Origin of the sequence: Lepagella muris (assembly GCF_004793975.1) — a bacterium.
In the GTDB taxonomy this organism is placed as follows: domain Bacteria; phylum Bacteroidota; class Bacteroidia; order Bacteroidales; family Muribaculaceae; genus Lepagella; species Lepagella muris.
Map to the genome: position 1 here is coordinate 1 of NZ_SRYB01000043.1, position 25237 is coordinate 25237.

Below are 25237 nucleotides of genomic sequence, written 5' to 3' on the forward strand. Positions count from 1 at the left end.
AAACCTTAAACTATAAACTTTAAACCACTGAAGTGCAGCTTGCGAAACTTCAGTTTATTATATTAGAGCAGGATGAAATTTTCAGAATTAGCAATTTGGGGTATGGCAGTGTTGTCGGTGTCATGTATCCGGGAAGAGCCTTTGAATGCGGAATGCGACATCACTTCGGTGACGTTGCCGGGTGACGTGCTCAACCGGCAGCCATTGATAGAGAACGACAAGATTACTCTTATAGTGAAGAACGACGTCTCCGTCATGTCGTTGGCTCCGGAATTTGAATTGACCCCCGGTGCGACAATTGAACCGGCGAGCGGAACGGTGCGTAATTTCCTGTTGCCGCAGACGTATAAGGTTACGTCTGAAGATGGAGAATGGAGCAAGACTTACACCGTCAGTGTGGAACGCAATAATTCCATCAACCTGAACTATAGCTTTGAAAATGTAAGGCAAGTGTCGGCATTGGGTGGAGCGTGCTCCTACGACGTATTTTATGAAACCTCCCCATCGGGTGCGGTATCCCTTGAATGGGCAAGCGCAAACCAGGCGTTTGCAATGTCGTTCCAGGCATCAACACCGAATACGTTCCCTACCTATCAGGGTGAGGATGGCGTGGACGGATGCTGTGCAGTGCTCGTGACAAGAAGCACCGGAAAATGGGGGCAGAATTTAGGAAAGCCTATAGCTTCCGGAAATCTGTTTTTCGGTAAGTTTGATATGACGGATGCAATAAATCATCCGTTGGAGGCAACTCATTTCGGCATACCGTTCACAAATGTGCCCACTCGCTTCAGCGGATACTACAAATATACACCCGGACCGGAGTACTGTGCTCCTGATGCCGATGGTAAGCTGCAGCCGGTAGAGGGTATGGTGGATTTGTTTAGCCTGTATGCGGTATTATATGAGACTACCGAGACTCACGAGTGGCTTGACGGCACGAATGTGCTTGCTCCGGATAATGACCTCATAATATCCACGGCGGAGATTCCCGATCGTCACGCATCTGAGGAATGGGTGGAATTTTCAGTTCCGTTCACGTATCGTCCGGGAAAATCCATCGATCCTGAGAAACTAAAGGCAGGGAAATATAATATTGCCGTAGTGATGGGTTCAAGCAAGGATGGCGACCGTTTCTGTGGTGCTGTCGGCAGCACTCTAAAGGTGGATGAGGTGTCGATATCATGTTCGTCGGATTCTAAAAACTGAAAGTAATGAAATTAAAAAGTATAAAAAGATTATTATTGCTGCAGGTATTCCTGTTTGCTATGTCGCTGGAGTCGTATGCGGGAGATAATGTGTCGGGATTCGTTCAGTTTTTCCGCGACATGGAATATGAGGTGAATGCCGGTACTAATATCGGAGGGGCATCCCCGTTGCCTCTCCCGGCAGAGATACGCAAGATTGATTCCTATAACCCGGATCTAAACCTGCAGATCGGTGCCACTGTGAGGCGTTGGCTTGATGCTGACAGACGTTGGGGCGTCGGTCTCGGTCTGAGATTTGAGACGAAAGGTATGCGCACGAAAGCTACCGTGAAGAACTATGGTATGGAGATAATCGACAATGGTAAGACGCTGAAGGGGCGTTGGACCGGTCGTGTGCAGACAAAATATCATTCGCAGCAGCTCGTCATACCGATCACGGCTCTCTATCGTCTTAACCGTCGTGTGGTTTTCAATGCGGGTCCATATCTGTCGTATGCCTTCACCAATGATTTCGACGGCTTTGTCTCCGACGGCTATCTTCGTGAAGGGGATCCGACGGGGGAGAAAATCAGCTTTGCCGGCGACTCCAAGGCTTCATACGACTTCGGGAGGGACTTGCGTAAATTCCAGTGGGGCGGACAGATAGGCGTGTCATGGCTTGCCTACAAGCGGCTATCCATCAACGCCAATCTTGAATGGGGTTTCAACAGCATCTTCAATTCATCATTCAAGACGATAAGCTTCAGTCTCTACCCGATATATCTTAATTTAGGATTCGGCTACAACTTCTGACGCCAGGTCTATTCCGTCAGAATGTAGTGATGCATACAGGCATCGTCCGGCAATGGAATAAAGTCATTTTTTCAGATTCCATACCGGACGATGCTGTTCTTTTTTCATAAAAATAGGCTAATTTGATAATTTTTAGGAGTTTTTTACGAAAAAGGATAAATTTTGTTGATTTTTTTGTAATTTTGTAACTGTTTAAGAGTCTATAAGATATTGGGGAATTACTAAACTGCATTTGTATTGATGTGTTTTCAAGATAGCCCATATAATACAGAACAATAACAACCTAAAGCTTCATACAATGAAATTATTGCGACATTGCCTTATCTGGGGAGGAATTCCCTTGATTATGGCATCCTGTAGTCAGGAGACTCCTTGGGGATCCGGTACGGATTCCGGAGAGGGGGGTATAAATGTCAGGCTCACGGCGTTGACCGACGTGAAGGCGGCAGTGCCGTCAGTTCGGGCAGAGAATGGAGAGCTTGTTCCTCCCCCCGCAGAAGAGTTTCAGATAAGGCTGACCAAGAACGACGGATCTTATACGAAATCATGGTCTTCTTTGGAGGAATTTGCTAAGGAGGAGAGCTTTTCAGTGGGCGATTACCAATTGTCGGCATTCTATGGCAGTGAGACTTCGCAGGGTATAGCCGGCAACAAGGGGTATGAGACTGCATATTATTATGGCAGTCAGGACGTGACTGTGCGTGAAGGGCAGACCTCCGAAGTGCAGCTGCAGCCCTCACTTGCCAATGCTGTGCTTGTGATTGAATATACTGATGCATTCAAGAATTATTTCCCGTATTATTCCACCACCGTGCAGACCGAGGGTCATGATGCTGTGAATCTCGGAAATCTTGACGGTGCATATAATTATGTGGTGCCGGGAAATCTTGACATCACGATCGAGGCACAGTTGCAGAATGGCAACCGTGTGCATCTGACGCCGGCAAGTTTTCCGACTGAGGCAAAGCACATGTATAAGTTGCGTTTCACCGTCTACGATGGAGAAATTGGCAAGGCGGATCAGTTGGGCATATCGTTTGATGAGTCGTTGACCACTGATGAGGTTCGTGTGGATCTTTCAGATGATGTGTTGAATGGGGAGGCTCCGGTGGTGGCTGCTTCCGGTTTCACAAGTGGAGATGTGATGGACGTGCAGAAGAATATTGATTTCAAGAGGAATTTGAAATTCAATGTGGTGGCACGTGGAGGAATGAAGACTGCGAAGCTGACCATAGAGTCGGATACGTATAGCCCTGCCTATCTCACTAATGGAGTCGTTGATCTTTGTTCGCTGGACGACGCGAAGAGATCGGAGATGGAGGCTGCCGGAATAGTGATGCGAGGATTCCGCGAACCGGAGGGTGAGATGGCGAATCTGGATCTTACGGGTCTTGTGGCAAATCTTCCTGACGGTGTGCATAAGTTTTCGCTTGCTGTGACCGACAAACATACAAATTCCAGTGAACCGGTTGATGTTACGGTCCGTCTTTATGAGCTTCACATGTCGATGGAGGCAAATGGTGAGGCACCCTTTGGCGAGGGTTATGCAGAGGTGGCTGTGACGTATGACGGTCCGGATCCTACAGATCCTGCCAACACGCAATTCTATTTCCGTGCTGAGAATAATTATGGCTCGTATAACGATTGTGAGGTATTATCTGTGACGGCAGAGAATCCTACCCGTGTGTTTGAGAAGAAACGCTATATTTATAAGGTGTCGGTGCCGTTCGTTGACAAGGATGTGTTTAACGTGCGTGCCTATTGGGGATTGTCGGGCATGGAGCCGGATATGGAGGCACCTGTCGCGTTCAGTTATCCCGACTATAAGGTGCAGCTTGACCCCATGTCGCGCAAATTGCGTCTGAAAGTTGATTTTGATGATCCTAAGAAGCAAGATCTGTTCTTCAGAAAGATTCACGTATTCATGAACGGTAAGAAAGTGGATGAGTCAGACCGTGAGAAATTTTCACGTGATGAGCCGACACATTTCATCGCCATATATGAATTGAATCCGGAGGCAGAATATTATGTTCAGACCACATTGCAGTCATCAGCCGAGCCTACAAAGTGGGGCAGCAATGATAATGTAATTATGGAAGCAGCGGAACCGGTGCCCAATGGTGATTTCTCACAGTTGAAGGATAAGGTCTCTGTTACGTTGAATGCCGGCGGTAAGTATAGGGTTTCACCAGTTGATTATCAGCATAAATGTCCTATCAGTTATCAGGAAGCGGAGAGTTGGGCAACCCTGAATGCAAAGACATTCTTTGATAATGGGGATGCAAATAATAATACTTGGTTCAGGGTTCCGTCTGTGACTGTGAGGAATGGAAGTGCGGAGATAAGGACTGTGGCATATAGTAATAAGGGTGGTTCAATTGAACGGTCTGGTACTGCATTTAATACTAAATATTATTGTGAAAATGCACCTTCTACATCTGATATGGTATATGCGCCGGGAGAATTATTCCTTGGCACATACGGCTATAGTTGGAATACTTCAATGGCAAATGGAGAGGGAACGGAAACAAGAGTGTATGGCGTGCCATTCAATTCCCGACCGACATCCTTCACGTTTGATTATACCTACATACCATACGATGCGCCTGACCGTGCTCAGGTGAAGGTGGAGATATTGGCTGCTGATGGGAGTGTGCTTTCAGAAAGGGAGGCTTATCTGTATTCTAAAGAATCTACAGAGAAGTACACCATCATAATGCCGCGTTACTATAACTTCGGGGTGAAAGCTGCGAGTCTTAGAATTCGTTTCGTATCATCAACACAGGCAACAAATTGGGTATATTTCCGTAAAAATACAGAACTTAATGAAGGTCAGGGTCTGGGAAATAAGACTCTTCCGGAGAATAGCACGAAGGCAGTTGCAACCGGCTCGGTGCTCACTGTTTCCAATCTACAATTTCAATATGGTGAAATACAGTAATTTGAAATCATGAAAAGGTTTATTAAGATATTTATGGCGGCGTTGATGGCTGTGGGGGCTGTCTCATGTGGTAAGGAGGCACCCTTCTCCGCCGACACGAGCCAAGATAAGGGACGCCTGTTGGCGACCTCTTTCAAATTGTCGCTCAATATAGCAGAGAATATGGTGCGTTCGAATGCGGATGCTCCAGATGTCAGCGATTTCGATGTCGCATTCTATAAGGATGGTGAGGCTGATCCTGAATTCTCATATAAATATGGGGAGATGCCGGAGATAGTTCTTCTCCCTGTCGGCTCATACGTGGTGCGTGCAAGCTATGGTGGAGAGTATGGCGATGGGGTGAAGGCTGCTTTCGATGCTCCGTTCTATCAGGGAGAGTCGGATACGTTTGAAATAGAGAAGGACAAGGTGACTGACAACATCGGCACCGTTGTATGTCGGCTATCAAATGTGAAGGTTTCAATAATATTTGATCCTGAATTGAAGGCAGTGATGGATGCAGATGCGAAAGTATCGGTCAAGGTCGGGGAGAATGGCACGGCCCTTGATTTCAGGCGCGATAATGAACGGAGCGGTTATTTTGAATTTGCAGAGGGTAGCACTACACTCGCAGCAACTTTCTCAGGAAATGTGGAGGATGAGCCGACTACTGAGACAAAGACTTACGATAATGTCAGTCCGGGCAATCATTACCGTATCACGTTCAAACTTCATCGCGTAGATCCTACTGATCCGGGTGATATTGGCGGTGATATAAAAGTGGATGCCTCAGTGACGATTGATGATAAGGGTGAGATAAGCTCTGATCCGGAAGAGGAACCACTTCCAGATGACCGTTATCCGGAAGAGGATCCGAAAGATCCGGATAATCCCGAAAATCCTGATACACCGGATAATCCTGATGTGCCGAAACCTGGTGCCGGACCCACTGTTGATGGAGGCGATTTGAATCTTGAAGGTGTGAATGAAGTTAATTCCGCTTCTACAGTGAAGCTGACTGTTACCACTGAATCTCAATTCAAAAAATTTGAGGTGACAATCATTTCAGATGCCCTTACTCCGGATGAATTGGCAGGTGTGGGACTTGCACAGCAATTTGATCTAATTGACCCTAAAGACACTGCTGGGAATAGTATTGCCGAAATGCTTAATGGACTTGGATTGCCCACAGGAGATGCTATAACGGGATCAAAGAGCGTGGAATTCGATATAAGCGGATTTATGATGCTTTTGGGTGCATTCGGAGAGATGCAGCATGATTTCAAACTTGCTGTTACGGATGAATCCGGCACCAGAGAAGTGACACTTCAGCTTTTATATAAAGAATAAAGTGCTGACTAATAATTGAAATAGAATGAAGACAATAAGAAAATATATATCGGTTTTAGCTTGTGCTGCGATTATAGCCGGTGCATTCTCTTCCTGTAAGGATGAGACTCCTTTCAGTGAGTCTGATGGGGAGGGACTTGTGAGACTGAGTGTGTCAGTCAATTCCAAGCTTACGCGCAGCATGGCAACCAAAGCGGAAACTCCCGACAATGAGGCAGAGTTGAGAGATAATTGCCGCATCTATATCTCAAATGCCAAAGGTGTGCTTCATAAATGGATAGGGGTGGATGATATGCCGGAAAGCATATATCTCCGCTATGGCAGTTATGTGGCGGAGGCAATGGCTGGCGATTCGGTGAGTGCATCCTTTGATAAGAAATACTTCAAGGGTATGTCGCCTTTTGAGGTGAGTGCCACAAATGCCACAACTCAGGTGAGCGTGGCATGCAAGCTTGCTAATGTTGTGGCTTCGATTGAGCAGTCTACTGTTGATTCAAAATATGTGAGAGACCTTGTACTGACGGTAAGTAACAGCCGTGGAGAATTGGTGTTTGACAATTCCCGATACATGGATAAGGGCTATTTCATGATGCCGAATGGAGACTCTGAACTTAACTATACTGTAGAGGGTAAGAATCTGGCTGGAGATACTTTCAAGGAGACTGGAACGATAGCGAATGTCAAACCGGCTCACGATTATCGCTTCAACTTTGAATTCAATCCCAGTGAATCTGTTGATGGTGGTGCGTTTGTGGACATAATAATAGAGGATGTGCCTCTGATAGAATCTGACGTGGTGATTCAGGCGAAACCCACATTTGTATGGTCAAACAGTGATCTTGCCATAGATGACCAGATTCAGGGTGTAAAAGGGGATTTCTCTGATATGAAACTGCTTATCGGCACTTTCGGCGATGCTAAAACAGTAGTGTTGTCTACGTCTATACCTAATCTGTTGGGCAGCAATATGTCGTTGGATCTGCTGGGTAATCCGGAAGCTATATCCGCAACAGGCATAAGACTGGAGGATCTTGGCAATAAGATGGTGAATGGCGTGCTTACCCATAGATACTCTGTGGATTTTGCCGCCGATTGGTTCAATAATCTTGCTGAGTCTACGGATGAATATGTGGTGAATGTCGCAGTAGAGGATAGCAACGGAAAGACGGCACGTATGGATGTGCGTGTGGCAAATATGAAAGAAGCTTATACTTATAAGGCTCCTGTAATCGTCAATATAGAGCTGCTCCGTAGTGATTTTATGGCGGTGGGTGCGAGATCGATGACAGTGCCTGTAGAGGTGGTAGCTGAGGTCGGCACAAATTACTGTGTGGAATATTGCAAGGATGGCGAGAATGATTGGACTTCTGTGCCGGCACAGTTTGACACCCGTGCTGCCGGAATAGGTTATGCGCGTCTGACTGGTCTGACTCCGGGCACTACTTATAAGTTGCGTACAAGCTATGAGATAAATGGAGCCAAGACAGAATCCTCATCTGTGAATATCATCACAGAATCGGAGTTTGATATTCCGAATGCCGGCTTTGAGGAATGGAGCACTTATTCGGCAAAGACAATGCTCGGGACGAAGAATGTGGTGCTTCCGTTTGCCGGTGGCGATAAAATGACAGCATTCTGGGGGTCCGGCAATGAGGGTGCGGCAACAGCGAATATGACTCTTACGGATAAAAACGCAGAGATGCTACATTCAGGTACCTATTCCGCGCGTCTGGAATCAAAGGCAGCTATGGGTATAATTGCAGCCGGAAATATTTTCGTTGGGCATTATGACAGAACTGATGGAACTAATGGTGTGCTTCAGGTAGGTCGGGAATATAACGGCAGTCATCCGGCGAAACTCCGTGTTTATGCCAACTATCGTCCTGCATCCGGAGCGCAGGTCAAGGATAACGGAGGAGGTGTCGTAGGGATAGAGGCGGGAGGACTTGATCAAGGTCAGATCTACGTGGCTTTGACTACCGCTCCGCGTGAGATTCGCACGAAGGCAACCGATCGTCAGCTATTTGATCGTGATGATGAATCTGTCCTGGCATACGGAGAGGTGACATGGAAAGGTAATTTTGGAGCAGACGGTCAACTTGAGTTGGTGGAGATTCCGCTTGAATATAAGGACAGCGCGAAGACCACAGAGCTGACGCATCTTGTGATTGTATGTTCTGCCTCGAAGTTCGGTGATTACTTCTGTGGTAGTACAGGCTCCGTGATGTATCTTGATGACTTTGAACTTGTTTACGAGTGATGACTTCGCAGCATGGTTCATAAAAAATTTTACAGGGTTATCCTTATATTAATTGCGGCGATTCTTTCAGAAGTGTCGGCTAAGGGAGCTGAGCCGCTCCCTGCCGACACAATCGCAGGGAGTGATGCTCCGGAAGTGAAGGAGTTTGATCGCGATATAGAGTCAGTGGTGTTCATTCCCAAAGGTCAGTGGATCACGGGAGTGAACATATCCTATACCCAATCCAACCAGAATGACTACCAATTCCTGATATTCCAGGGGATTTCAGGCGATACCTACAGTTTCAAGGTGTCGCCTATGCTCATGTATGCCATTGCGCCAGATCTTGCACTTGGTGGACGATTCTCTTATGCCCGACAGCTTACAAAATTGGAGAAAGCTGACATTGTGCTTGATTCAGAGACGGAATACAACGTGGATCATCTCTACAGGTTAAGCCATAATTATTACGGCACCGTGATGATGCGTAATTATTTCTCGATAGGTAATTCCAAGCGTTTCGGATTTTTCAGCGAGCTGCAGCTTCAGATGGGTGGAGGTCAGTCAAAGATTACTACCGGTGTTGGAAAGGATCTGACCGGCACGTATGAGCGTAATCTCTCTTTCGACGTGGGTCTGGCTCCGGGTATATGCGTATTCCTTAGCAATTATTCCGCGCTTGAGGTGAATGTCGGTGTCCTTGGATTCAGCTATGTCCATACTAAGGCGATACGTGATCAGATCTACGTGTCGCACCGTAAGGCAAAGTCTGCAAATTTTCGTATTAATCTGTTTTCCATATCATTCGGTATGGCATTTTATCTGTGACGATTATGAAAAGAATGATTACAACAGCTTTTCTCTGTCTTATGGTTGCCGCAGCCGGATGGTCGGGTAATAGAGAGCCTGACAATGGCGATGGGAAAAAGAGGGCAATCGTGAAGACCGACACCATAATCCGTAAAACCACCATACTGCGCAAGGAGATCATTCTCCGCACGGATTCGGTGATAGAGTCGGATTCAGTGGTGCGTCATGGTGTGTTCAGGATTGTAGACGGAGAGCGTAAGGATCCGGAACGTGTGGATAATCCGGTTCCGAGTATTTCGGCTGTTTCACCTGTTTCACCTGTTTCACCTGTTTCAAGTGTTTCACCTGTTTCATCCGTATCACCCGATACAAGAGTATCGGATGTAAATTTGCCGGAGAATAATGCGGAGAAGCGTGATTCGGTTGCCGGAGATATTGGTGAAAATGAGATACGTGTGCCGGAAAGAATAGGTGGAAACTATTTGTGGGTGCCAGATTCGTTGAAAGATGCAGTATCGGTTCTGCTGAAGGGGCATTCCAAGGTGGTTGACGACGAGAAGAAAATCGACAGCAGTGAGCTTGTCACGTTTCGGGGCGACACCCTGAAGATGATTCTTCGAGACAGGAATCTCGGACGGTTTGACAGGGGACTGTTCAACTATCTTTTCATACCGAAAGGTATATGGCAATTCGGTATCACGGCATCGTATGGCGAGATAGATACAAAAGACCTTGAGGTGTTTGATCTCATGTCGGACATTGACATCAACGGACATATATTCTCGGTGCGGCCATACGTGTCTTATTTCATAAGAAGCAACATGGGTCTTGGATTGCGTCTCGGATATACTTCCGGTAAGGGGAGTGTAGGCTCGTTTAAGATGGATATTGATGATGATATGAATTTCAATCTGAAGGATATCACTTACCGTAGCGAGTCTTATGCCGCAGAATTTATCTTTACCCAGTATTTCGGTATGGCTCGTCGGGGCAGGTTCGGCATATTTAATGAGGTTGCCCTTGCCCTCTCTTCGGGCAATTCGGATTTTATCCGTCCGTATGCCGGCGAATTGAAGCAGACGCATACCAATACGTTGAAGGCGGCTCTTAATTTCTCGCCGGGTGTAAGTATCTTCATCATGAAGGAGGTGTCGTTCAACGTGTCGTTCGGTGTGTTCGGGTTCAGCCTGAAGAATGAGAAACAGACTGAGAATGGTGTCAGCACGGGAAACCGTCTTACCTCAGGCATGAACTTCAGATTCAATATCTTTAATATTAATCTGGGTATTGCGGTAAGTATTTGACATTATTGACAATACTGACAATAATGTCAATGCTGATAATAATGACAGAAATGAAAAAATAGAGTAAATGCGGAAATTAGAGGGATATATATTGATCGTTATCGGGATTCTCTTTTTGCAAGGATGCATAAAGAATGATCTTCCGTATCCTATTATCCAACAGAATATAACATCGCTTGAGGCTGTGGGGGAGATACGTGGTGCCACGATTGACTCAACGGATTTCTCGGCTGTGGTTTATCTTGGAGAGGAGGTTGATATTGAGAATGTGAAGTTCTCCGTATTCACTGTAAGTGAAGGTGGGGTAGCTGTTCCGGATCTGTTGGAGGGGGTATATGACCTGTCGCATCCTATTGTGGTCAATATCGACCGTTATCAGAATTACCAGTGGGTGGTGAAGGCGGAACAGCCGATAGAACGTTATTTTACGATTGAAGGACAGGTGGGTGAGTCGGTTGTGGATTATATAGGTAAACGTGTCATTGTCAATGTGCCTCAGACGGCAGATCTCTCGCAACTCCGTATCACGTCGGTAAAGCTTGGGGCTGCGGGCGTTTCCACCATGACGCCTGATCTGATGGCTGGAGAGGAATATGATTTCTCACGACCGGTGAGGATCAACGTTTCGACATTCGGACGCACCGATGAATGGACCATTTATGTGGAGCGGGTGGAGATGCTTGTGAATACGGATAGGGTTGATGCCTGGAGCCGCGTGATATGGGCTTACGGCAGCTGTCCGTCGGATATGAGCGGAGGTTTCCAGTATCGTAAGGCATCGGATACGGAATGGATTGACGTGCCCACTTCCGACGTGACGCAGACTTCGGGTGCGGTAGTGGGTTGCATAAAGCATCTCTCGCCACTTACGGAGTATGTGGTCAGGGCTGTGGCTGCAACTAATATCGGTAATGAGGTGAAAGTGACTACGGATGCGACAGCTGATATCCCGGATGGATCGTTTGATCAATGGTGGCTTAAGAACAATAAGATATGGTGTCCGTGGAATGAGGATGGCAATCAGTATTGGGATACGGGCAATACCGGTGCGGCTACACTCGGACAAAGCAATGTGGTACCCACGGATCACACGTCGACGGGAAAGGGTCAGGCGGCAGAACTCAATACTAAATTCGTTGGTATCGGTCCGGTCGGGAAGTTGGCGGCTGGGTCGATATATACCGGTTCGTTTGTGAAGGTTGACGGTACGAACGGCATACTTGATTTTGGTCGCCCGTGGTCATTGCGTCCCACCAGATTGAGAGGATATTATCAATATAAGACGGCAGAGATCAATTATGCAAGTTCGGAATTTGCGGATTTGAAAGGTCGTCCGGATTCGTGTCATATTTATGTGGCACTCACTGACTGGACCGCTCCGTTTGAGATACGCACGAATCCGAAGAACAGGCAACTGTTTGACAAGAATGCCGACTACGTCATAGCCTACGGCGAATTAATCTATAGCGGCACGATGGATGATTACCAGCCGTTTGAGATAGAATTGAAATACAGAAGCACCTCAAAGGCACCGTCCTATCTGCTGATCACGAATGCAGCCTCCAAATATGGCGATTACTTCACCGGAGGAGCCGGTGCCGTTCTCTACGTGGATGAATACTCATTCGATTGGGATTACTGACATGGCAAAATTCTGAAGTTGGACATTAATTATATGCTTCAAACAGAATCTGAGTTAAGGTGTTAATTTTTGAAGAAATGAGACGTGTAAAGCCATTTGACTTTTTAAAATGGGAGTCAAGTGGCTTTGTATATCAATAAAAATTTGTAACTTTGCAGCCGAATATCAACGACTTTATATGCAAGACATCCGCAACATCGCGATAATCGCGCATGTCGACCATGGCAAGACTACGCTGGTCGACAAGATGCTTCTCGCCGGACATCTCTTCCGAGACAATCAATCTACCGGCGAACTGATTCTCGACAATAATGACTTGGAACGAGAAAGAGGTATCACAATTCTTTCTAAGAACGTATCAATCAATTATAAGGGTACAAAGATCAATATAATAGACACCCCGGGGCACGCCGATTTCGGTGGCGAAGTGGAGCGTGTGCTTAATATGGCTGACGGATGTCTGCTGCTCGTGGATGCTTTCGAGGGTCCGATGCCTCAGACGAGGTTTGTGCTTCAGAAAGCTATTCAGATGGGTCTGAAGCCGGTGGTGGTGGTCAACAAGGTTGACAAACCCAACTGCCGTCCCGATGAGGTCAATGAGATGGTTTTCGACCTCATGTTTAATCTGAACGCTACGGAAGACCAGCTTGACTTCCCTACAATCTACGGCTCTGCGAAACAGAACTGGATGTCGACTGATTGGCGTAAGCCGACGGAGGATATCACTGCCGTATTGGATGCCATAATCGAATATATCCCTGCTCCGACCCAGATAGAGGGTGATCCGCAGATGCTTATCACGAGCCTTGACTTCAGCAGCTATGTCGGACGTATCGCTGTGGGGCGTGTGCATCGCGGCACTCTGCGTGAGGGTATGGACATTGCGTTGTGCAAGAAAGACGGTAGCGTTGTGAAGCAGCGCATCAAGGAGCTGCACACATTCGAGGGAATGGGACGCAAGAAGGTGCAGGAGGTGAGCAGCGGCGATATCTGCGCAATTGTCGGACTTGACAATTTTGAGATCGGCGACACTGTTTCTGACATCAATAATCCCGAACCACTCCCCAGAATAGCTATCGATGAGCCCACAATGTCGATGACCTTCACGATCAACGATTCACCTTTCTTCGGAAAGGATGGTAAGTTTGTCACTTCCCGTCATATCGCTGACCGTCTGGAGAGAGAGCTCGACAGAAACCTCGCGCTTCGTGTTAAGAAGGGTGATAATGAAGACAAGTGGTCGGTGTTTGGACGTGGTGTGCTTCATCTTTCAATCCTCATAGAGACTATGCGTCGTGAGGGCTACGAGTTGCAGGTGGGTCAGCCGCAGGTAATCATCAAGGAGATCGACGGCAAAAAATGTGAGCCGGTTGAGTCGTTGACCATCAATGTGCCGGAGGAATATAGCTCTAAGGTGATCGATATGGTTACCCGTCGTAAGGGTGATATCCTTTCGATGGAGACTCAGAACGACCGTATCAATATCGAGTTTGTGATTCCGTCACGCGGCATCATCGGACTCCGGAATAATGTGCTGACCGCTACAGCCGGAGAGGCTATCATGGCTCACCGATTCCTGGAGTATCAGCCGTGGAAAGGGGATATAGAGCGCAGAACCAACGGATCGCTTATCGCCATGGAGGCAGGCACAGCCTACGCCTACGCAATCGACAAGCTTCAAGATCGTGGCAAGTTCTTCATCTTCCCGCAGGAAGAGGTGTATGCCGGCCAGGTGGTGGGTGAGAACGCCAAGGATAATGATATCGTTGTCAACGTGACGAAATCAAAGAAACTCACCAATATGCGTGCGTCGGGAGCCGACGATAAGGCGCGTATTGTTCCGCCGATTGTGTTCTCGCTTGAGGAGGCTCTTGAGTATATCAAGGAGGATGAGTATGTGGAGGTTACTCCCAACCATCTGCGTCTGAGAAAGATTATACTCGATGAGAATGAGCGCAAGCGTGCCAACCGCTCGTGAGCCATTGTTAACCAATTATAAGTAGCAGAAAGTGGATCTTACGATCAACATACGGGGGAGACTCATGGATTTCCGTGTGCCGAAGGTGATGGGAATAGTCAATGCCACCCCCGACAGCTTCTATAAGGGAAGCCGCACATCATCAGCCGCCGATATCCGCACAAGAGTTGCGGGTATGGTGGCTGATGGCGTAGATATACTTGATGTCGGGGGGTATTCGTCGCGTCCGGGTGCTACCGACGTTAGTGCCACGGAGGAATATTCCCGTCTGGCAGTCGCGCTTGAAGTGATAAGGGATGTGGCTCCGGATATACCTGTGAGCGTTGACACGTTCCGTGCCTCGGTGGCGAGACGTTGTGTGGAGGAATGGAATGTAGACATAATCAACGATATCGGTGGCGGCACACTTGACCCGGAGATTCAACAGGCAGTGGCTGATATGAGAGTGGCATACGTGCTTATGCATCTGCGCGGCAATCCCTCCACTATGCAGTCGCTGACAGATTACGCCGACGTGACGGCGGAGGTGATAACCGACCTTTCAAAGAAGACATACGAGTTGAGGGGGATGGGTGTAAACGACATTATCATCGACCCCGGTTTCGGATTTGCAAAGACTGTGGAACAGAATTTCCGGCTGCTGGATGAATTGGGGGAATTTGTGAAGATGGGTATGCCTGTGCTTGCGGGAATATCCAGAAAGACCATGATTTGGCGCACTCTCGGCATCACTCCTGACGAGAGCCTTGGCGGAACTGTTGCCCTCGATGCGATTGCCATAGACAGGGGGGCAAATATAATCCGTGTGCATGACGTGCGCCCTGCTGTGCAGACTGTACGTCTGATGACGGCGCTCAGAGAGAGTCGGGGCTGATGCTTCCGGGCATCTTGATTAAAAAGAATTTTCAACTAATTTAGCGACATGATAAATTTCGGAATAAAAGATATAGTCGATATCCTTATAATCGCGTTACTCCTGTTTTACGTCTACAGGATGATGAAAAACAGTGGCACTCTGAGTCTGTTCTACGGAGTGCTGGTGTTTTTCGTTTTGTGGGTACTGGCATCTGAGATTTTCGACATGCGGCTGACCGGCTCTATCCTCGACAAGTTTATGAGCATAGGGGTGATAGTCCTTGTCATTCTTTTTCAGGATCAGATCAAGCGTTTCCTTATCGACATAGGCTCTCACGGGCGTCTGAAATTTATCAAGCGTCTTTTCCGTCATGAGAAGGGGAATGATGAGGCGAGTCATGCACGTGTCATGGCAGTGGTGTATGCCTGCATGAGCATGAGCAAGAGCAAGACGGGCGCGTTGATTGTGTTTCAGCGCAAGATGCCTCTGACTGTCTATGAGAAGACCGGTGATATCATAGATGCCGCCATAAATATGCGTCTCATAGAGAATATATTTTTCAAGAACTCCCCGCTGCATGACGGTGCCATGATAATAGCATCCAACCGGATCACTTCAGTGGGGTGTATCCTTCCTGTAAGTCATGACATGGATATCCCGAAGAATCTCGGTCTGCGCCATAGGGCGGCACTCGGCATGAGCCAGGAGACGGATGCCGTGTGCGTCATCGTAAGCGAGGAGACCGGAGGTATCTCTGTAGCCAAGGATGGAGTGATAACGGTGAGGGTGAGCACACAGGATCTGGAGCATATCCTATCGTCGTCATTGACGGAGTGACGCTCTGTCGCACCAAGATTTTATGATAGGGGCGTAGATTCCGGCGTATTGCAGGGTCAGAAAGGCTTACGGTATTTATCTGCGCCTGCCTCTTCCGAAGCCTCCTCAAGAATGGATAGATATGATGCATATCGGCTTTCGGCGATATAGTGTTCTTCCACGGCGGGAATGACTGCGCATCCCGGTTCGCCCGTATGCTTGCAGTCGCTGTAACGGCAGTCGCGCGAGATGCGGAATATCTCCGGGAAGAAATGCCCCACCTCTTCCGGCTTGAAATCTATTGTGCCGAAACCTCTGACTCCCGGTATGTCGATTAACGCGCCGCCTCCGGAAAGATCTATCATCTCGGAGAATGTCGTTGTGTGTGTGCCGGTGTGATGTATGTCGGATATCTCTCCGGTGCGCAGGTCGGCTCCGGGGACAATGGCATTTATCAACGATGACTTGCCCACGCCGCTGTTGCCTGCCAGCAGAGTGATTTTCCCGGATAGGAATGAGGTTATCTCCGGAATCCCTTTCCCGGAGGATGCCGATGCGAAGAACACCGGATATCCGATTGATTCGTAAAGGTTCTTTAAGGCATCGGCGAGTTCACAGTCGATTTCGTCCCAGAGGTCCTCCTTGTTGATGATGAGTGCGCTTTTCACGGAATATGCTTCCGCAGTGGCGAGAAACCGGTCGATAAAAGTGGTTGTCGTGACGGGTTCGCGCAGAGTCGCCACAAGCACGGCGAGGTCGATGTTGGATGCGAGTATATGGCTCTCCTTCGATAGGTTTGACGCCCGGCGTATGATATAGTTGGAGCGTGGAGCTATCGCCGTGATATAGTCGGCATCGTCAGCCGCCTTTGCTACGGTCACAATGTCGCCTACCGCCACAGGATTTGTGGTGCGTATCCCCTTAATGCGGAAGTTGCCTTTAATGCGGCATTGCAGCTCGTCGCCATTGTCGAGGCGCACGATATAGGAGCTACCCGTATTTCTAATCACCCTTCCTTCGCCTATCACTGCCGACCGGAGAGGTGCAGATGTCTTTTTCTTGCTCATAGAGAAAAATTCCCATTGTTAAAAATTCGCGTGTTGCAAAATTATATAAATGGATTGAGATGCACAATAGACAACAAAATATGATGTAAGATTGTTGAAAGATAAAGGGGGTGTTGTCAGTCATGCCTGGGAATGGCATGGAATGATGCCCTCGCTTGTGTGCATGCCGATTGTGCGTGGGAGTGTAAAGTATAAATTCAGAAGTTATTAACAAAATAAATTATCAAAACTATGGACATTGATTCAATTGGAACATGGGCAGGAGAGGTCTATAAGGCGCTTGAAAAATCAGATACCCGTTCACTTGGTCTCAAACAAATCAAAAAAGCAACAAAATTGAAAAAAGATGAAATCATGGCAGCCTTCGGATGGCTTGGCCGTGAGGGTAAGATTGTCATCACTCAGCTTGACGAGGATATCGTTGCAGCGCTGGTGGAATAATTGCGGATGGATGCGGATGCCGCTACATCTCATTGGAAATAAAAAGGATTGGCCTCACGGTCAATCCTTTTTCTGTGCTAAAAATCAAAACTATTCAATATGATGTTGTAAAAAGCTAACAATTTGCAACTGTCGGAGACATCCGGGGATTCATTTCCTGAATGGCACCGCGCAGATCACTCTTACGGGGACCGCCCGACCCTCGATCTTGCCGGGCACCCAAGCCGGCATCTTTGAGAAGATGCGCATCGCCTCTTTGTTGAGAGAGGGCTCAACCCCGCGTAGAACGGAGACATGGCTGACCTTGCCGTCGGCATTTATGACGAATGCACAAGTCACCCTGCCTTCCACCCCTTTAGAGTATGCTTCCGCAGGATAGCGTCGCGTCTCGTTGATATAATTCAGGAGAGCTGCGCCGCCGCCGGGGAATTTGGGCTTCTCCTCTACATAGTCAAACTCATAAACCTCCTTGAAGGTCATGTAGCCTTCGGAGTTTACTCCGGAAGCAATACGGCACGTCTGGGCTGATGCCATAGATGGAGCGATAGCTCCGAGGGTTGTACCGATTAGGAATAGAAGTGTATGAATTTTCATTTATGTAGTTTGGAAAATTTGATGATGCAAATATAGAACCGCTGTTTTTATTTTCCAAAAAATATGGCATAAGAATTTGGTAATTTAAAATAGTTTTACATTTATTCACAGTTCGGGGGTGTTTTGAGGGGAGATAATGCCAAAAAATGGTCGGGAAGGGGATGAGGTGAGGGTGAGCGACACGGGTGGGGCAATAGGGATGCCGGATGGTACAATAGAATGTGGATGTTGACGTTTTAGAATTAGTCAGATGGTGCAAAATATCTCTTTGATCTGACATTTGCTGAATGAAACTTACGCGAACCAAAACAATGATATTGCTTGCGCTCGCCGCATGCAGCGCGACCGCCCAGACCGGGCGTTCTGCCTACGAATTTCTTGATGTGCCCACTTCAAGCCATGCCTTTGCGCTTGGAGGCGGAGGAATAGCCTTGATAGATGATGACGTGGCGCTTGCCCAGGAGAATCCCGCCTTGCTCGGTCAGGAGGTCGACAGGCAGGTGGCGGTGAGCTACATGCATTATATGGGTAGCGCGAATTTCGCCGGGGTGCGTTTCGGTATGGGAGTGGGAGAGCGTGGTGCATGGGCTGCCGGGGTGAGGTATCTCAACTATGGCGAGATCGCCGGCTATCTTCCCGATGGTACTCCTACGGGGAGTTTCACGCCGACGGATATAGTGTTTGAGGGCACTTATTCCCATGATATCACCGACCGTCTGCGTGGAGGCATCAATCTGAAGATGATCTACAGTGGCTACGAGCAATATTCTGCATTTGCAATGGCTGCGGATGTCGGCATCAACTATTATAATGATGAGCGGGATTTGTCATTGTCGTTTGTCCTGAAAAACATGGGCGGACAGCTAAAGCGTTTTGAGGAGAGCTATGACCGTCTGCCTTTCGACGTGCAGTTCGGATTCATGAAGGGGATAGGGGAGTCGCCATTCTCAATCGGAATCACAGCCCATAATCTCACGAAATGGAATCTCCCTTATTATGGGCATTCCGCTGATGAGGGGGAGGAGGGCGACCTGAAGCCGAAATCAAGCTTCGGAAGCAATCTTTTCCGGCATCTGATATTTGGGGTGCAATACGTGCCGACTGATAGGTTCTACGTGGATCTTGCCTATAATTATAAGACCCGCACCGACATGAGTGCGTATCAGCGCAATTTCCTTTCCGGATTCTCAGCGGGTATAGGGATAAAGGTGCGCACATTCTCCTTAGGCGTGGCATATTCCATGCCCCACAAGAGCGCATCCTCGATAATGCTTAATCTCGGATTGAACATAGGGGAGTTGATTTAGCAGACTTCCCAACCCCCTAAAGGGGGAGTTATGGTAGATAGTTTGACCATAAACTATCCACTATCAACGATAAACTATCACAAACACTTGCATAAGTGAGGGAAAAATAGTAACTTTGCACCGAATTTGTAATCTCTGGCGAGACACGGTGGCTCGTTACATTGCAAGTAATACATAAAATCTCAATAACACAATGGATTTGATCAAAATCGCGGAGGAGGCATTTGCCACTCCCAAAAAGCAGTTTGATGAGTTTGGCCCCGGTGACACTATCACAGTAGCTTACCGTATCAAAGAGGGTAACAAGGAGCGTATCCAGCAGTATCGTGGTGTGGTTATCCGCATCAACGGTAGCGAGGACAAGAAGCGTTTCACAGTGCGTAAGATCTCAGACGGTATCGGCGTGGAGAGAATCTTCCCTATCGAGTCTCCGTTTATCGAGTCAATCACTGTCAACAAATACGGCAAGGTACGTCGTGCGAAACTTTACTACCTCCGCAATCTTACAGGTAAGAAGGCTCGTATCAAAGAGCGTATCGTTAAGAAGGCTGACAAATAATCAGTCGGTCAGGCTTAGACATCATCTCATAAGGCAGTCCCCAAATGTGGGATTGTCTTTTTTTTACATTTTAAACAACTTCAACAACTTTTATCCGCCGAATTTTCGTTGAGATTGAAAAATTATGAGTATTTTTGCAAAACAATTAGTATTGCAGCCCACTTGTCTCAACGGGCGTAAGAAGTAGAAAGATAAAAATTTAGAATAAACAATAAAGTTATGTCAAACAAAGCATTACTTATCATCCTCGATGGATATGGTCTGGGCGACCATGCCAAGGATGATGCGATTTTTAACACCCCGACACCTTATATGGACAGCCTGTTTGCCAACTATCCCAATTCAAAGCTTCAGGCAAGCGGCGAGAATGTAGGTCTGCCCGACGGACAGATGGGTAACTCTGAGGTGGGTCACTTGAATATCGGTGCCGGACGTGTGGTATATCAGGATCTTGTGAAGATCAACCGTGCCATCGCCGACGGGTCATTTGCCGAGAATCCTGAGATTAAGGCTGCATTCTCTTACGCACGTCGGCACAACGTGCCTATCCATTTCATGGGTCTTGCATCTGCTGGTGGTGTACACTCCAGCCTTGACCATCTCTATGCCCTTTGCGACACTGCCAAGGCTTACGATCTCCAGAGAGTGTTCCTGCACTGTTTCATGGATGGCCGTGACACCGACCCCAAGAGCGGTGCCGGATTCCTTAAGGAGATAAAGGAGCATTGCGACAAGAGCGCGGGCACTATCGCATCTGTGATTGGACGCTACTATGCCATGGACCGCGACCATCGTTGGGAGCGTCTGAAAGAGGCATATAATCTTCTCGTGTATGGTGAGGGTAAGCATACGGAAAACGTGATAGAGGCAGTAGAGGAATCATACGCTGAAGGCGTGACCGACGAATTCCTCAAACCTATCGTCAACGACAATGTGGATGGCAGAATCGGTGCCGGACACGTTGTGATCTTCTTCAACTATCGCAACGACCGTGCGAAAGAGCTGACTACTGTGCTCACCCAGCATTCAGAAGACGGGATGAACCCGATTCCTGACCTGCAGTATTATTGCATGACTCCGTATGATGACTCATTCAAGGGCGTGCATATACTGTTCTCCAAATCCGATGTGCCCGACACTCTTGCAGAGGTGCTTTCACGCGATGGCAAGAAGCAGCTCCACATCGCTGAGACTGAGAAATATGCTCATGTGACATTCTTCTTCAATGGTGGACGTGAAGCTCCGTTTGAGGGTGAAGACCGTATACTCGTACCTTCTCCGAAGGTTGCCACATACGATCTTCAGCCGGAGATGAGCGCACCCGAGGTGACTGAGAAACTTGTTGAGGCAATCGATAGCGATAAGTATGACTTCATCGTTGTGAACTTCGCAAACGGTGACATGGTGGGTCATACCGGTGTATATCCCGCCATACAGAAGGCTGTGGAGACTCTCGACAAATGCGTGGAGAAAGTGGTAGAGGCTGCCAAGGCTCATGGCTACGGCACAATCATCATCGCTGACCACGGCAATGCTGATCACGCACTCAACGAGGATGGCACTCCCAACACTGCCCACTCCCTGAATCCCGTGCCGTTCATCTATATCGGCAATAAGGATGCCAAGGTGAAGGATGGGCGTCTTGCCGACGTGGCTCCCTCGTTGCTCCATATAATGGGCGTGGCAAAGCCTGCTGACATGACAGGTGAGGATCTGATTGAAGATTGATGTCATGGTGTCCGGCTGTTTCGGAGAGCCGGTCACAGTGGATAAATATTACTGACAGAATAATGATAGATTCAATACTTAGAAAGGCGGCGGTCTCTTTGTTGGGACTTGCCGCCTTGAGTTTTCCGACTAGTGCCGAGAAACTCGTGATACTTCACACAAATGACACGCACTCCTCGATAGAACCGGCTAAGGATGGCATGGGTGGAATGTTGCAGCTTAAGGCAGTGGTCGATTCCGTGAGAAAGGCGGAGAGGAATGTGCTGATGGTGAATGCCGGCGATGTGGTGCAGGGTTCGCTTTATTTCAAATATTTCAGGGGTGAAGTGGAATATCCTCTCCTCAACATGATAGGGTATGACATAAACATTCTCGGAAATCATGAGTTTGACAACGGAATGAAAGACCTTGCGGAGAAATACAGGACTCTTAAAGGAGCACGCCTGTCGGCAAACTATGATTTCTCCGGCACGTATATGGATGGCATCATGCAGCCGTATGTCATAAAGAAGATAGGGGGGAAGAAGATAGGTTTCTTCGGGATAAATATCGATCCGCGAAGTCTGATATCAGAGAAAAGTATCGACGTAAATTTCAAGGATGTGATAAAGACTGCCAATGAGACCGCCGCTTTTCTGAAGAATAAGAAGAAGTGCGATCTTGTGGTGGCGGTGACTCATATCGGTTATGTCACGTCGAATGATAAGCCGGGCGACGTGAATCTTGCGAAGTCAAGCCGCGACATAGACATAATCATCGGCGGACATTCCCACACTCTTATTGACCCTGCCAATCCAAAGAAGTATCCCTCGTTGGTGGATAACGCAGAAGGACGACCGGTGAGAATCGTCCAGACCGGTAAGTATGGTAAATATGTGGGTAAACTGACTGTGGATCTTGACGGGCTGAAGGGTATCGATGGCTCGAAGGTGGATTATGAGTTGATTCCGGTCACGTCTCGTTTCCCTGAATCGGACTATGACCAACGTATCATCTCGTTTCTTGCACCGTATAAACATGTGGTGGATTCCGTCAATTCTCATGTAGTGTCAACCTCGTTGTATGACATGCGTAACAATTCATGCGGAATGGCGAATCTTACTGCTGATTTCGGATTGTGGTATGCCAACCATAAGGCAGATTCTTTGCGTCAGACAGGTATGGATATACCGAGAGTCGATATGTCGATAATGAACATCGGTGGTATACGTCAGGATATGAGTGCAGGCGACGTGACTGAAGGTCAGATTCTCTCCACGTATCCCTTCTCGAATCATTTCGTCATCATGAGCATAAAGGGTAAGGATATCATAGAGGCGATGCGTGTGGCGGCGCGTAAGGGTGGCGAGGCTATCAGCGGCAACACTCGCGTGGTCACTGACGGAGAGGGGAATTTCATACGTCTTGTCATTGACAATACAGAGATGGACCCGGAGAAGACTTATCTTGTAGGCACGATAGATTACGTAGCTGAAGGTAACGATGATATGGTCACTCTTGCCAATCACCAAAAGGTGTGGGTTGACGATCGTGAGGTGAGTGCCCCGATATTGGAGTGGTTTGTCAACTGTCGTGATCTGGGTCTGCCGATAGCACCATCGCAGGATTGCCGATTTGTAAAGACTGTATGGTTATGATGGTTGGAGGATTATGATCATGAGAGCGACGAGATGGTGCATGGCGGTCATGTTCTGGTTGGTATCAGCCGGATGCAGCGGCAATCGCGTGGCGTCGGATGCGGATGATTCCGTGTCTGTCGGAAGTGATGAGCCGGTGGCATCTGACATTACATCACGGATAGACCACCTTGCCGATTCCATCGTGGCGACCATGACGCTTGAGCAGCGTGTGGGGCAATGTTTTATGCCGACCGTCTATGCCAGTGATGATAAGGAGACGATACTACGTCTGAAAAGATATATGTCTGATTATCATGTGGGTGGTATTGTATTGCTGAAAGGGAATCTGAGGTCGGCGGCAGAGATGACAAGGGTGGCGGCAATGGCGGAGATTCCGCTTTTTATCGCTATTGATGCGGAATGGGGGCTCGGTATGCGTCTTACCGATGCCCCCGGTTTCCCACGCAACGGACGTCTTGGCGATGAGGCTGATGAGCCGTTGCTGTTTGATTATGGTGCTGAGGTGGCGAGGGAGTGCCGGCGGGTAGGTATAAATATGGTTCTCGGTCCGGTGGTTGACGTGGTTGAGAATCCGAATGGGGTCATAGGTAGCCGTTCGTTTGGGAGTGATCCCAAGAGGGTCGCGGATTTGGGAGTGGCGTATGCCCGCGGACTTGAATCGGGGCGAGTCATCAGTGTGGCGAAGCATTTTCCCGGTCATGGTAGTCCGGCGGTGGATAGCCATAAGTCGTTGCCTGTGATAAGTCGTTCGCTCCATCTTTTGGACAGTATTGACCTCTATCCCTTCCGTAGCTATATAGATGCAGGTTTGTCGGGGGTCATGGCGGGTCATCTTGCAGTTCCGGCGATAGATCCGCAGTCATTGCCGGCGGCGGTGTCGTCTGTCGTTATAGGCGACCTGTTGCGTGACGATATGGGATTTTCGGGTCTCGTACTTACGGATGCCCTCAATATGGGAGGGGTTGCCGGGTATCATGCTGCGGATGCGCTGAAGGCGGGAGCGGATATAGTGGTGGCTCCGGCAGATACGGGCGAAGAGATAAATCGCGTGCTGGATATGGTTGAGAACGGGGAGTTGCCCATAGAGACGATTGACGACAGATGCCGCCGTATAATATTCCATAAATATCTTGTCGGCGCATTTGAAGCCGACAGTATAAGCCTGCACCATCTCCGCGAGGAGGTAAGGAGTGGCGCCGACACCCTCTACAATCGCCTCGCCGGCTCCTAATCTTATAACTTTTTAGATTTTGCCGTTGTCCATGTAGCTGTAGTAGTCGTTGCTTGTGACGATCACGTGGTCGAGCATACGGAGCTGGAGGTATTCACACCCTTTCTTGAGGTCTTGTGTGATTCTGTCGTCCTGCGGACTGGGGCGTGTACCGCCTGAGGGATGGTTGTGCACCATTATTATCCCTTCCGCATTTTCCGTAAGGGCGAATTTCAGAGCTTTCTTGAGGTCAAATAGGGAAGCTACGCTCGTGCCGGTGGTGAGCGTGTATTGCTTGATTATCTGGTTACGGCGGTTGAGCAGGAGAATCCAGATCTGTTCATGGTCAAGATTACCGATGCTGTTGCGCATACGTTGGAAAATCATGGAGGAATTAGTGATGGGATCCTCTATCGGAATCTCTTCCGTGCAATATCGTTTGATCAACTCCATGACAGCTTCCACCTGTATGCTCTTCGTTGTACCGATGCCTTTGATCTTACGCAGTTCGGCACGTGTGCGACGTTCGAGTTTGTGAAGCGAACCATCGTTGTCGTGCATGATGTTGCGGCATAGGTCGGTGATAGGCATTCCTGGAGTGCCTACTCGCAATATCAATGCCCAAAGTTCCGGAATAGACAGAACACCGCATCCATATTTCTCAGCCTTTTCGCGAGGTTGCTGGTCGGGATCCATCTCTTTTACAGTACGGGTTGTTATTTGAGAACTGATTTCAGGGTAAGAATTGAGAGGTGGGAGGTCGTTCATGGCTTTGCAGT

The 25237-nt window shown here is 48.2% G+C and carries 20 protein-coding genes; 17 read left to right on the plus strand and 3 right to left on the minus strand.

Annotated elements, in window-relative coordinates; genetic code table 11:
• Positions 1–72 precede the first annotated feature (72 nt).
• The 11 genes from E5331_RS18520 (at position 73) to cdaA (ending at position 15933) form a co-directional block, all read left to right on the plus strand.
• Complete coding sequence (locus tag E5331_RS18520) at positions 73–1206, plus strand: PCMD domain-containing protein (RefSeq protein ID WP_123483528.1); 1134 nt, start codon at positions 73–75, stop codon at positions 1204–1206.
• A 5-nt stretch (positions 1207–1211) separates the two neighbouring features.
• A complete protein-coding gene (locus tag E5331_RS18525; protein ID WP_135984158.1) occupies positions 1212–1997 on the plus strand; it encodes a porin family protein in 786 nt (261 codons plus the stop codon).
• Positions 1998–2295: 298 nt separating this feature from the next.
• Complete coding sequence (locus E5331_RS18530) at positions 2296–4938, plus strand: DUF4493 domain-containing protein (RefSeq protein ID WP_135984160.1); 2643 nt, start codon at positions 2296–2298, stop codon at positions 4936–4938.
• Positions 4939–4947: 9 nt separating this feature from the next.
• Complete coding sequence (locus tag E5331_RS18535; protein ID WP_135984162.1) at positions 4948–6267, plus strand: DUF4493 domain-containing protein; 1320 nt, start codon at positions 4948–4950, stop codon at positions 6265–6267.
• Between the two features lie 25 nt (positions 6268–6292).
• Positions 6293–8527 carry a DUF4493 domain-containing protein gene (locus E5331_RS18540; protein ID WP_135984164.1) on the plus strand — a complete coding sequence of 745 codons (2235 nt, stop codon included), beginning with the start codon at positions 6293–6295 and terminating at the stop codon, positions 8525–8527.
• A 12-nt stretch (positions 8528–8539) separates the two neighbouring features.
• Complete coding sequence (locus tag E5331_RS18545; RefSeq protein ID WP_275441301.1) at positions 8540–9334, plus strand: hypothetical protein; 795 nt, start codon at positions 8540–8542, stop codon at positions 9332–9334.
• 5 nt (positions 9335–9339) lie between these two features.
• Entirely contained in the window at positions 9340–10620 is a 1281-nt protein-coding gene (locus E5331_RS18550) for an autotransporter outer membrane beta-barrel domain-containing protein (protein WP_135984165.1), read from the plus strand.
• A gap of 67 nt (positions 10621–10687) precedes the next feature.
• Entirely contained in the window at positions 10688–12262 is a 1575-nt protein-coding gene (locus E5331_RS18555) for a PCMD domain-containing protein (RefSeq protein ID WP_135984167.1), read from the plus strand.
• Between the two features lie 178 nt (positions 12263–12440).
• Positions 12441–14240, plus strand: coding sequence for a translational GTPase TypA (typA, locus tag E5331_RS18560; protein ID WP_123483586.1), 1800 nt, complete (start codon positions 12441–12443; stop codon positions 14238–14240).
• 64 nt (positions 14241–14304) lie between these two features.
• A complete protein-coding gene (gene folP / locus E5331_RS18565; protein WP_123483521.1) occupies positions 14305–15114 on the plus strand; it encodes a dihydropteroate synthase in 810 nt (269 codons plus the stop codon).
• A 48-nt stretch (positions 15115–15162) separates the two neighbouring features.
• A complete protein-coding gene (gene cdaA, locus E5331_RS18570) occupies positions 15163–15933 on the plus strand; it encodes a diadenylate cyclase CdaA (protein ID WP_123483520.1) in 771 nt (256 codons plus the stop codon).
• Between the two features lie 56 nt (positions 15934–15989).
• Here cdaA and rsgA read toward each other — a convergent pair whose 3' ends face one another.
• Entirely contained in the window at positions 15990–16979 is a 990-nt protein-coding gene (gene rsgA, locus E5331_RS18575; protein WP_123483519.1) for a ribosome small subunit-dependent GTPase A, read from the minus strand.
• A gap of 231 nt (positions 16980–17210) precedes the next feature.
• Between rsgA and E5331_RS18580 the strand changes: the two genes are divergently transcribed.
• A complete protein-coding gene (locus E5331_RS18580; protein WP_123483518.1) occupies positions 17211–17420 on the plus strand; it encodes a winged helix-turn-helix domain-containing protein in 210 nt (69 codons plus the stop codon).
• Positions 17421–17570: 150 nt separating this feature from the next.
• On the opposite strand, the gene E5331_RS18585 is transcribed toward E5331_RS18580, so the two are convergent.
• A complete protein-coding gene (locus E5331_RS18585; protein ID WP_123483517.1) occupies positions 17571–18014 on the minus strand; it encodes an energy transducer TonB in 444 nt (147 codons plus the stop codon).
• 287 nt (positions 18015–18301) lie between these two features.
• Here E5331_RS18585 and porQ point away from each other — a divergent pair, with 287 nt between their 5' ends.
• From porQ to E5331_RS18610, 5 genes are all read left to right on the plus strand, one after another.
• A complete protein-coding gene (gene porQ, locus E5331_RS18590) occupies positions 18302–19321 on the plus strand; it encodes a type IX secretion system protein PorQ (RefSeq protein ID WP_135984169.1) in 1020 nt (339 codons plus the stop codon).
• 193 nt (positions 19322–19514) lie between these two features.
• A complete protein-coding gene (gene rplS / locus E5331_RS18595; RefSeq protein ID WP_123483515.1) occupies positions 19515–19880 on the plus strand; it encodes a 50S ribosomal protein L19 in 366 nt (121 codons plus the stop codon).
• Between the two features lie 219 nt (positions 19881–20099).
• Positions 20100–21608, plus strand: a complete 1509-nt coding sequence (gene gpmI, locus E5331_RS18600; protein WP_123483514.1) for a 2,3-bisphosphoglycerate-independent phosphoglycerate mutase — start codon at positions 20100–20102, stop codon at positions 21606–21608.
• 62 nt (positions 21609–21670) lie between these two features.
• Positions 21671–23245, plus strand: a complete 1575-nt coding sequence (locus E5331_RS18605; RefSeq protein ID WP_168355302.1) for a bifunctional metallophosphatase/5'-nucleotidase — start codon at positions 21671–21673, stop codon at positions 23243–23245.
• 19 nt (positions 23246–23264) lie between these two features.
• Complete coding sequence (locus E5331_RS18610; RefSeq protein ID WP_168355303.1) at positions 23265–24479, plus strand: glycoside hydrolase family 3 protein; 1215 nt, start codon at positions 23265–23267, stop codon at positions 24477–24479.
• A gap of 12 nt (positions 24480–24491) precedes the next feature.
• On the opposite strand, the gene radC is transcribed toward E5331_RS18610, so the two are convergent.
• Entirely contained in the window at positions 24492–25226 is a 735-nt protein-coding gene (gene radC, locus E5331_RS18615; RefSeq protein ID WP_135984171.1) for a RadC family protein, read from the minus strand.
• Positions 25227–25237: the final 11 nt, after the last annotated feature.

Bases quoted from the DNA above. Each gene is read 5' to 3' on its own strand.
- E5331_RS18520 (WP_123483528.1), top strand. From the start codon at position 73: ATGAAATTTTCAGAATTAGCAATTTGGGGTATGGCAGTGTTGTCGGTG.
- E5331_RS18525 (WP_135984158.1), top strand. From the start codon at position 1,212: ATGAAATTAAAAAGTATAAAAAGATTATTATTGCTGCAGGTATTCCTG.
- E5331_RS18530 (WP_135984160.1), top strand. From the start codon at position 2,296: ATGAAATTATTGCGACATTGCCTTATCTGGGGAGGAATTCCCTTGATT.
- E5331_RS18535 (WP_135984162.1), top strand. From the start codon at position 4,948: ATGAAAAGGTTTATTAAGATATTTATGGCGGCGTTGATGGCTGTGGGG.
- E5331_RS18540 (WP_135984164.1), top strand. From the start codon at position 6,293: ATGAAGACAATAAGAAAATATATATCGGTTTTAGCTTGTGCTGCGATT.
- E5331_RS18545 (WP_275441301.1), top strand. From the start codon at position 8,540: ATGGTTCATAAAAAATTTTACAGGGTTATCCTTATATTAATTGCGGCG.
- E5331_RS18550 (WP_135984165.1), top strand. From the start codon at position 9,340: ATGAAAAGAATGATTACAACAGCTTTTCTCTGTCTTATGGTTGCCGCA.
- E5331_RS18555 (WP_135984167.1), top strand. From the start codon at position 10,688: ATGCGGAAATTAGAGGGATATATATTGATCGTTATCGGGATTCTCTTT.
- typA (WP_123483586.1), top strand. From the start codon at position 12,441: ATGCAAGACATCCGCAACATCGCGATAATCGCGCATGTCGACCATGGC.
- folP (WP_123483521.1), top strand. From the start codon at position 14,305: ATGGATTTCCGTGTGCCGAAGGTGATGGGAATAGTCAATGCCACCCCC.
- cdaA (WP_123483520.1), top strand. From the start codon at position 15,163: ATGATAAATTTCGGAATAAAAGATATAGTCGATATCCTTATAATCGCG.
- rsgA (WP_123483519.1), bottom strand. From the start codon at position 16,979: ATGAGCAAGAAAAAGACATCTGCACCTCTCCGGTCGGCAGTGATAGGC.
- E5331_RS18580 (WP_123483518.1), top strand. From the start codon at position 17,211: ATGGACATTGATTCAATTGGAACATGGGCAGGAGAGGTCTATAAGGCG.
- E5331_RS18585 (WP_123483517.1), bottom strand. From the start codon at position 18,014: ATGAAAATTCATACACTTCTATTCCTAATCGGTACAACCCTCGGAGCT.
- porQ (WP_135984169.1), top strand. From the start codon at position 18,302: ATGAAACTTACGCGAACCAAAACAATGATATTGCTTGCGCTCGCCGCA.
- rplS (WP_123483515.1), top strand. From the start codon at position 19,515: ATGGATTTGATCAAAATCGCGGAGGAGGCATTTGCCACTCCCAAAAAG.
- gpmI (WP_123483514.1), top strand. From the start codon at position 20,100: ATGTCAAACAAAGCATTACTTATCATCCTCGATGGATATGGTCTGGGC.
- E5331_RS18605 (WP_168355302.1), top strand. From the start codon at position 21,671: ATGATAGATTCAATACTTAGAAAGGCGGCGGTCTCTTTGTTGGGACTT.
- E5331_RS18610 (WP_168355303.1), top strand. From the start codon at position 23,265: ATGAGAGCGACGAGATGGTGCATGGCGGTCATGTTCTGGTTGGTATCA.
- radC (WP_135984171.1), bottom strand. From the start codon at position 25,226: ATGAACGACCTCCCACCTCTCAATTCTTACCCTGAAATCAGTTCTCAA.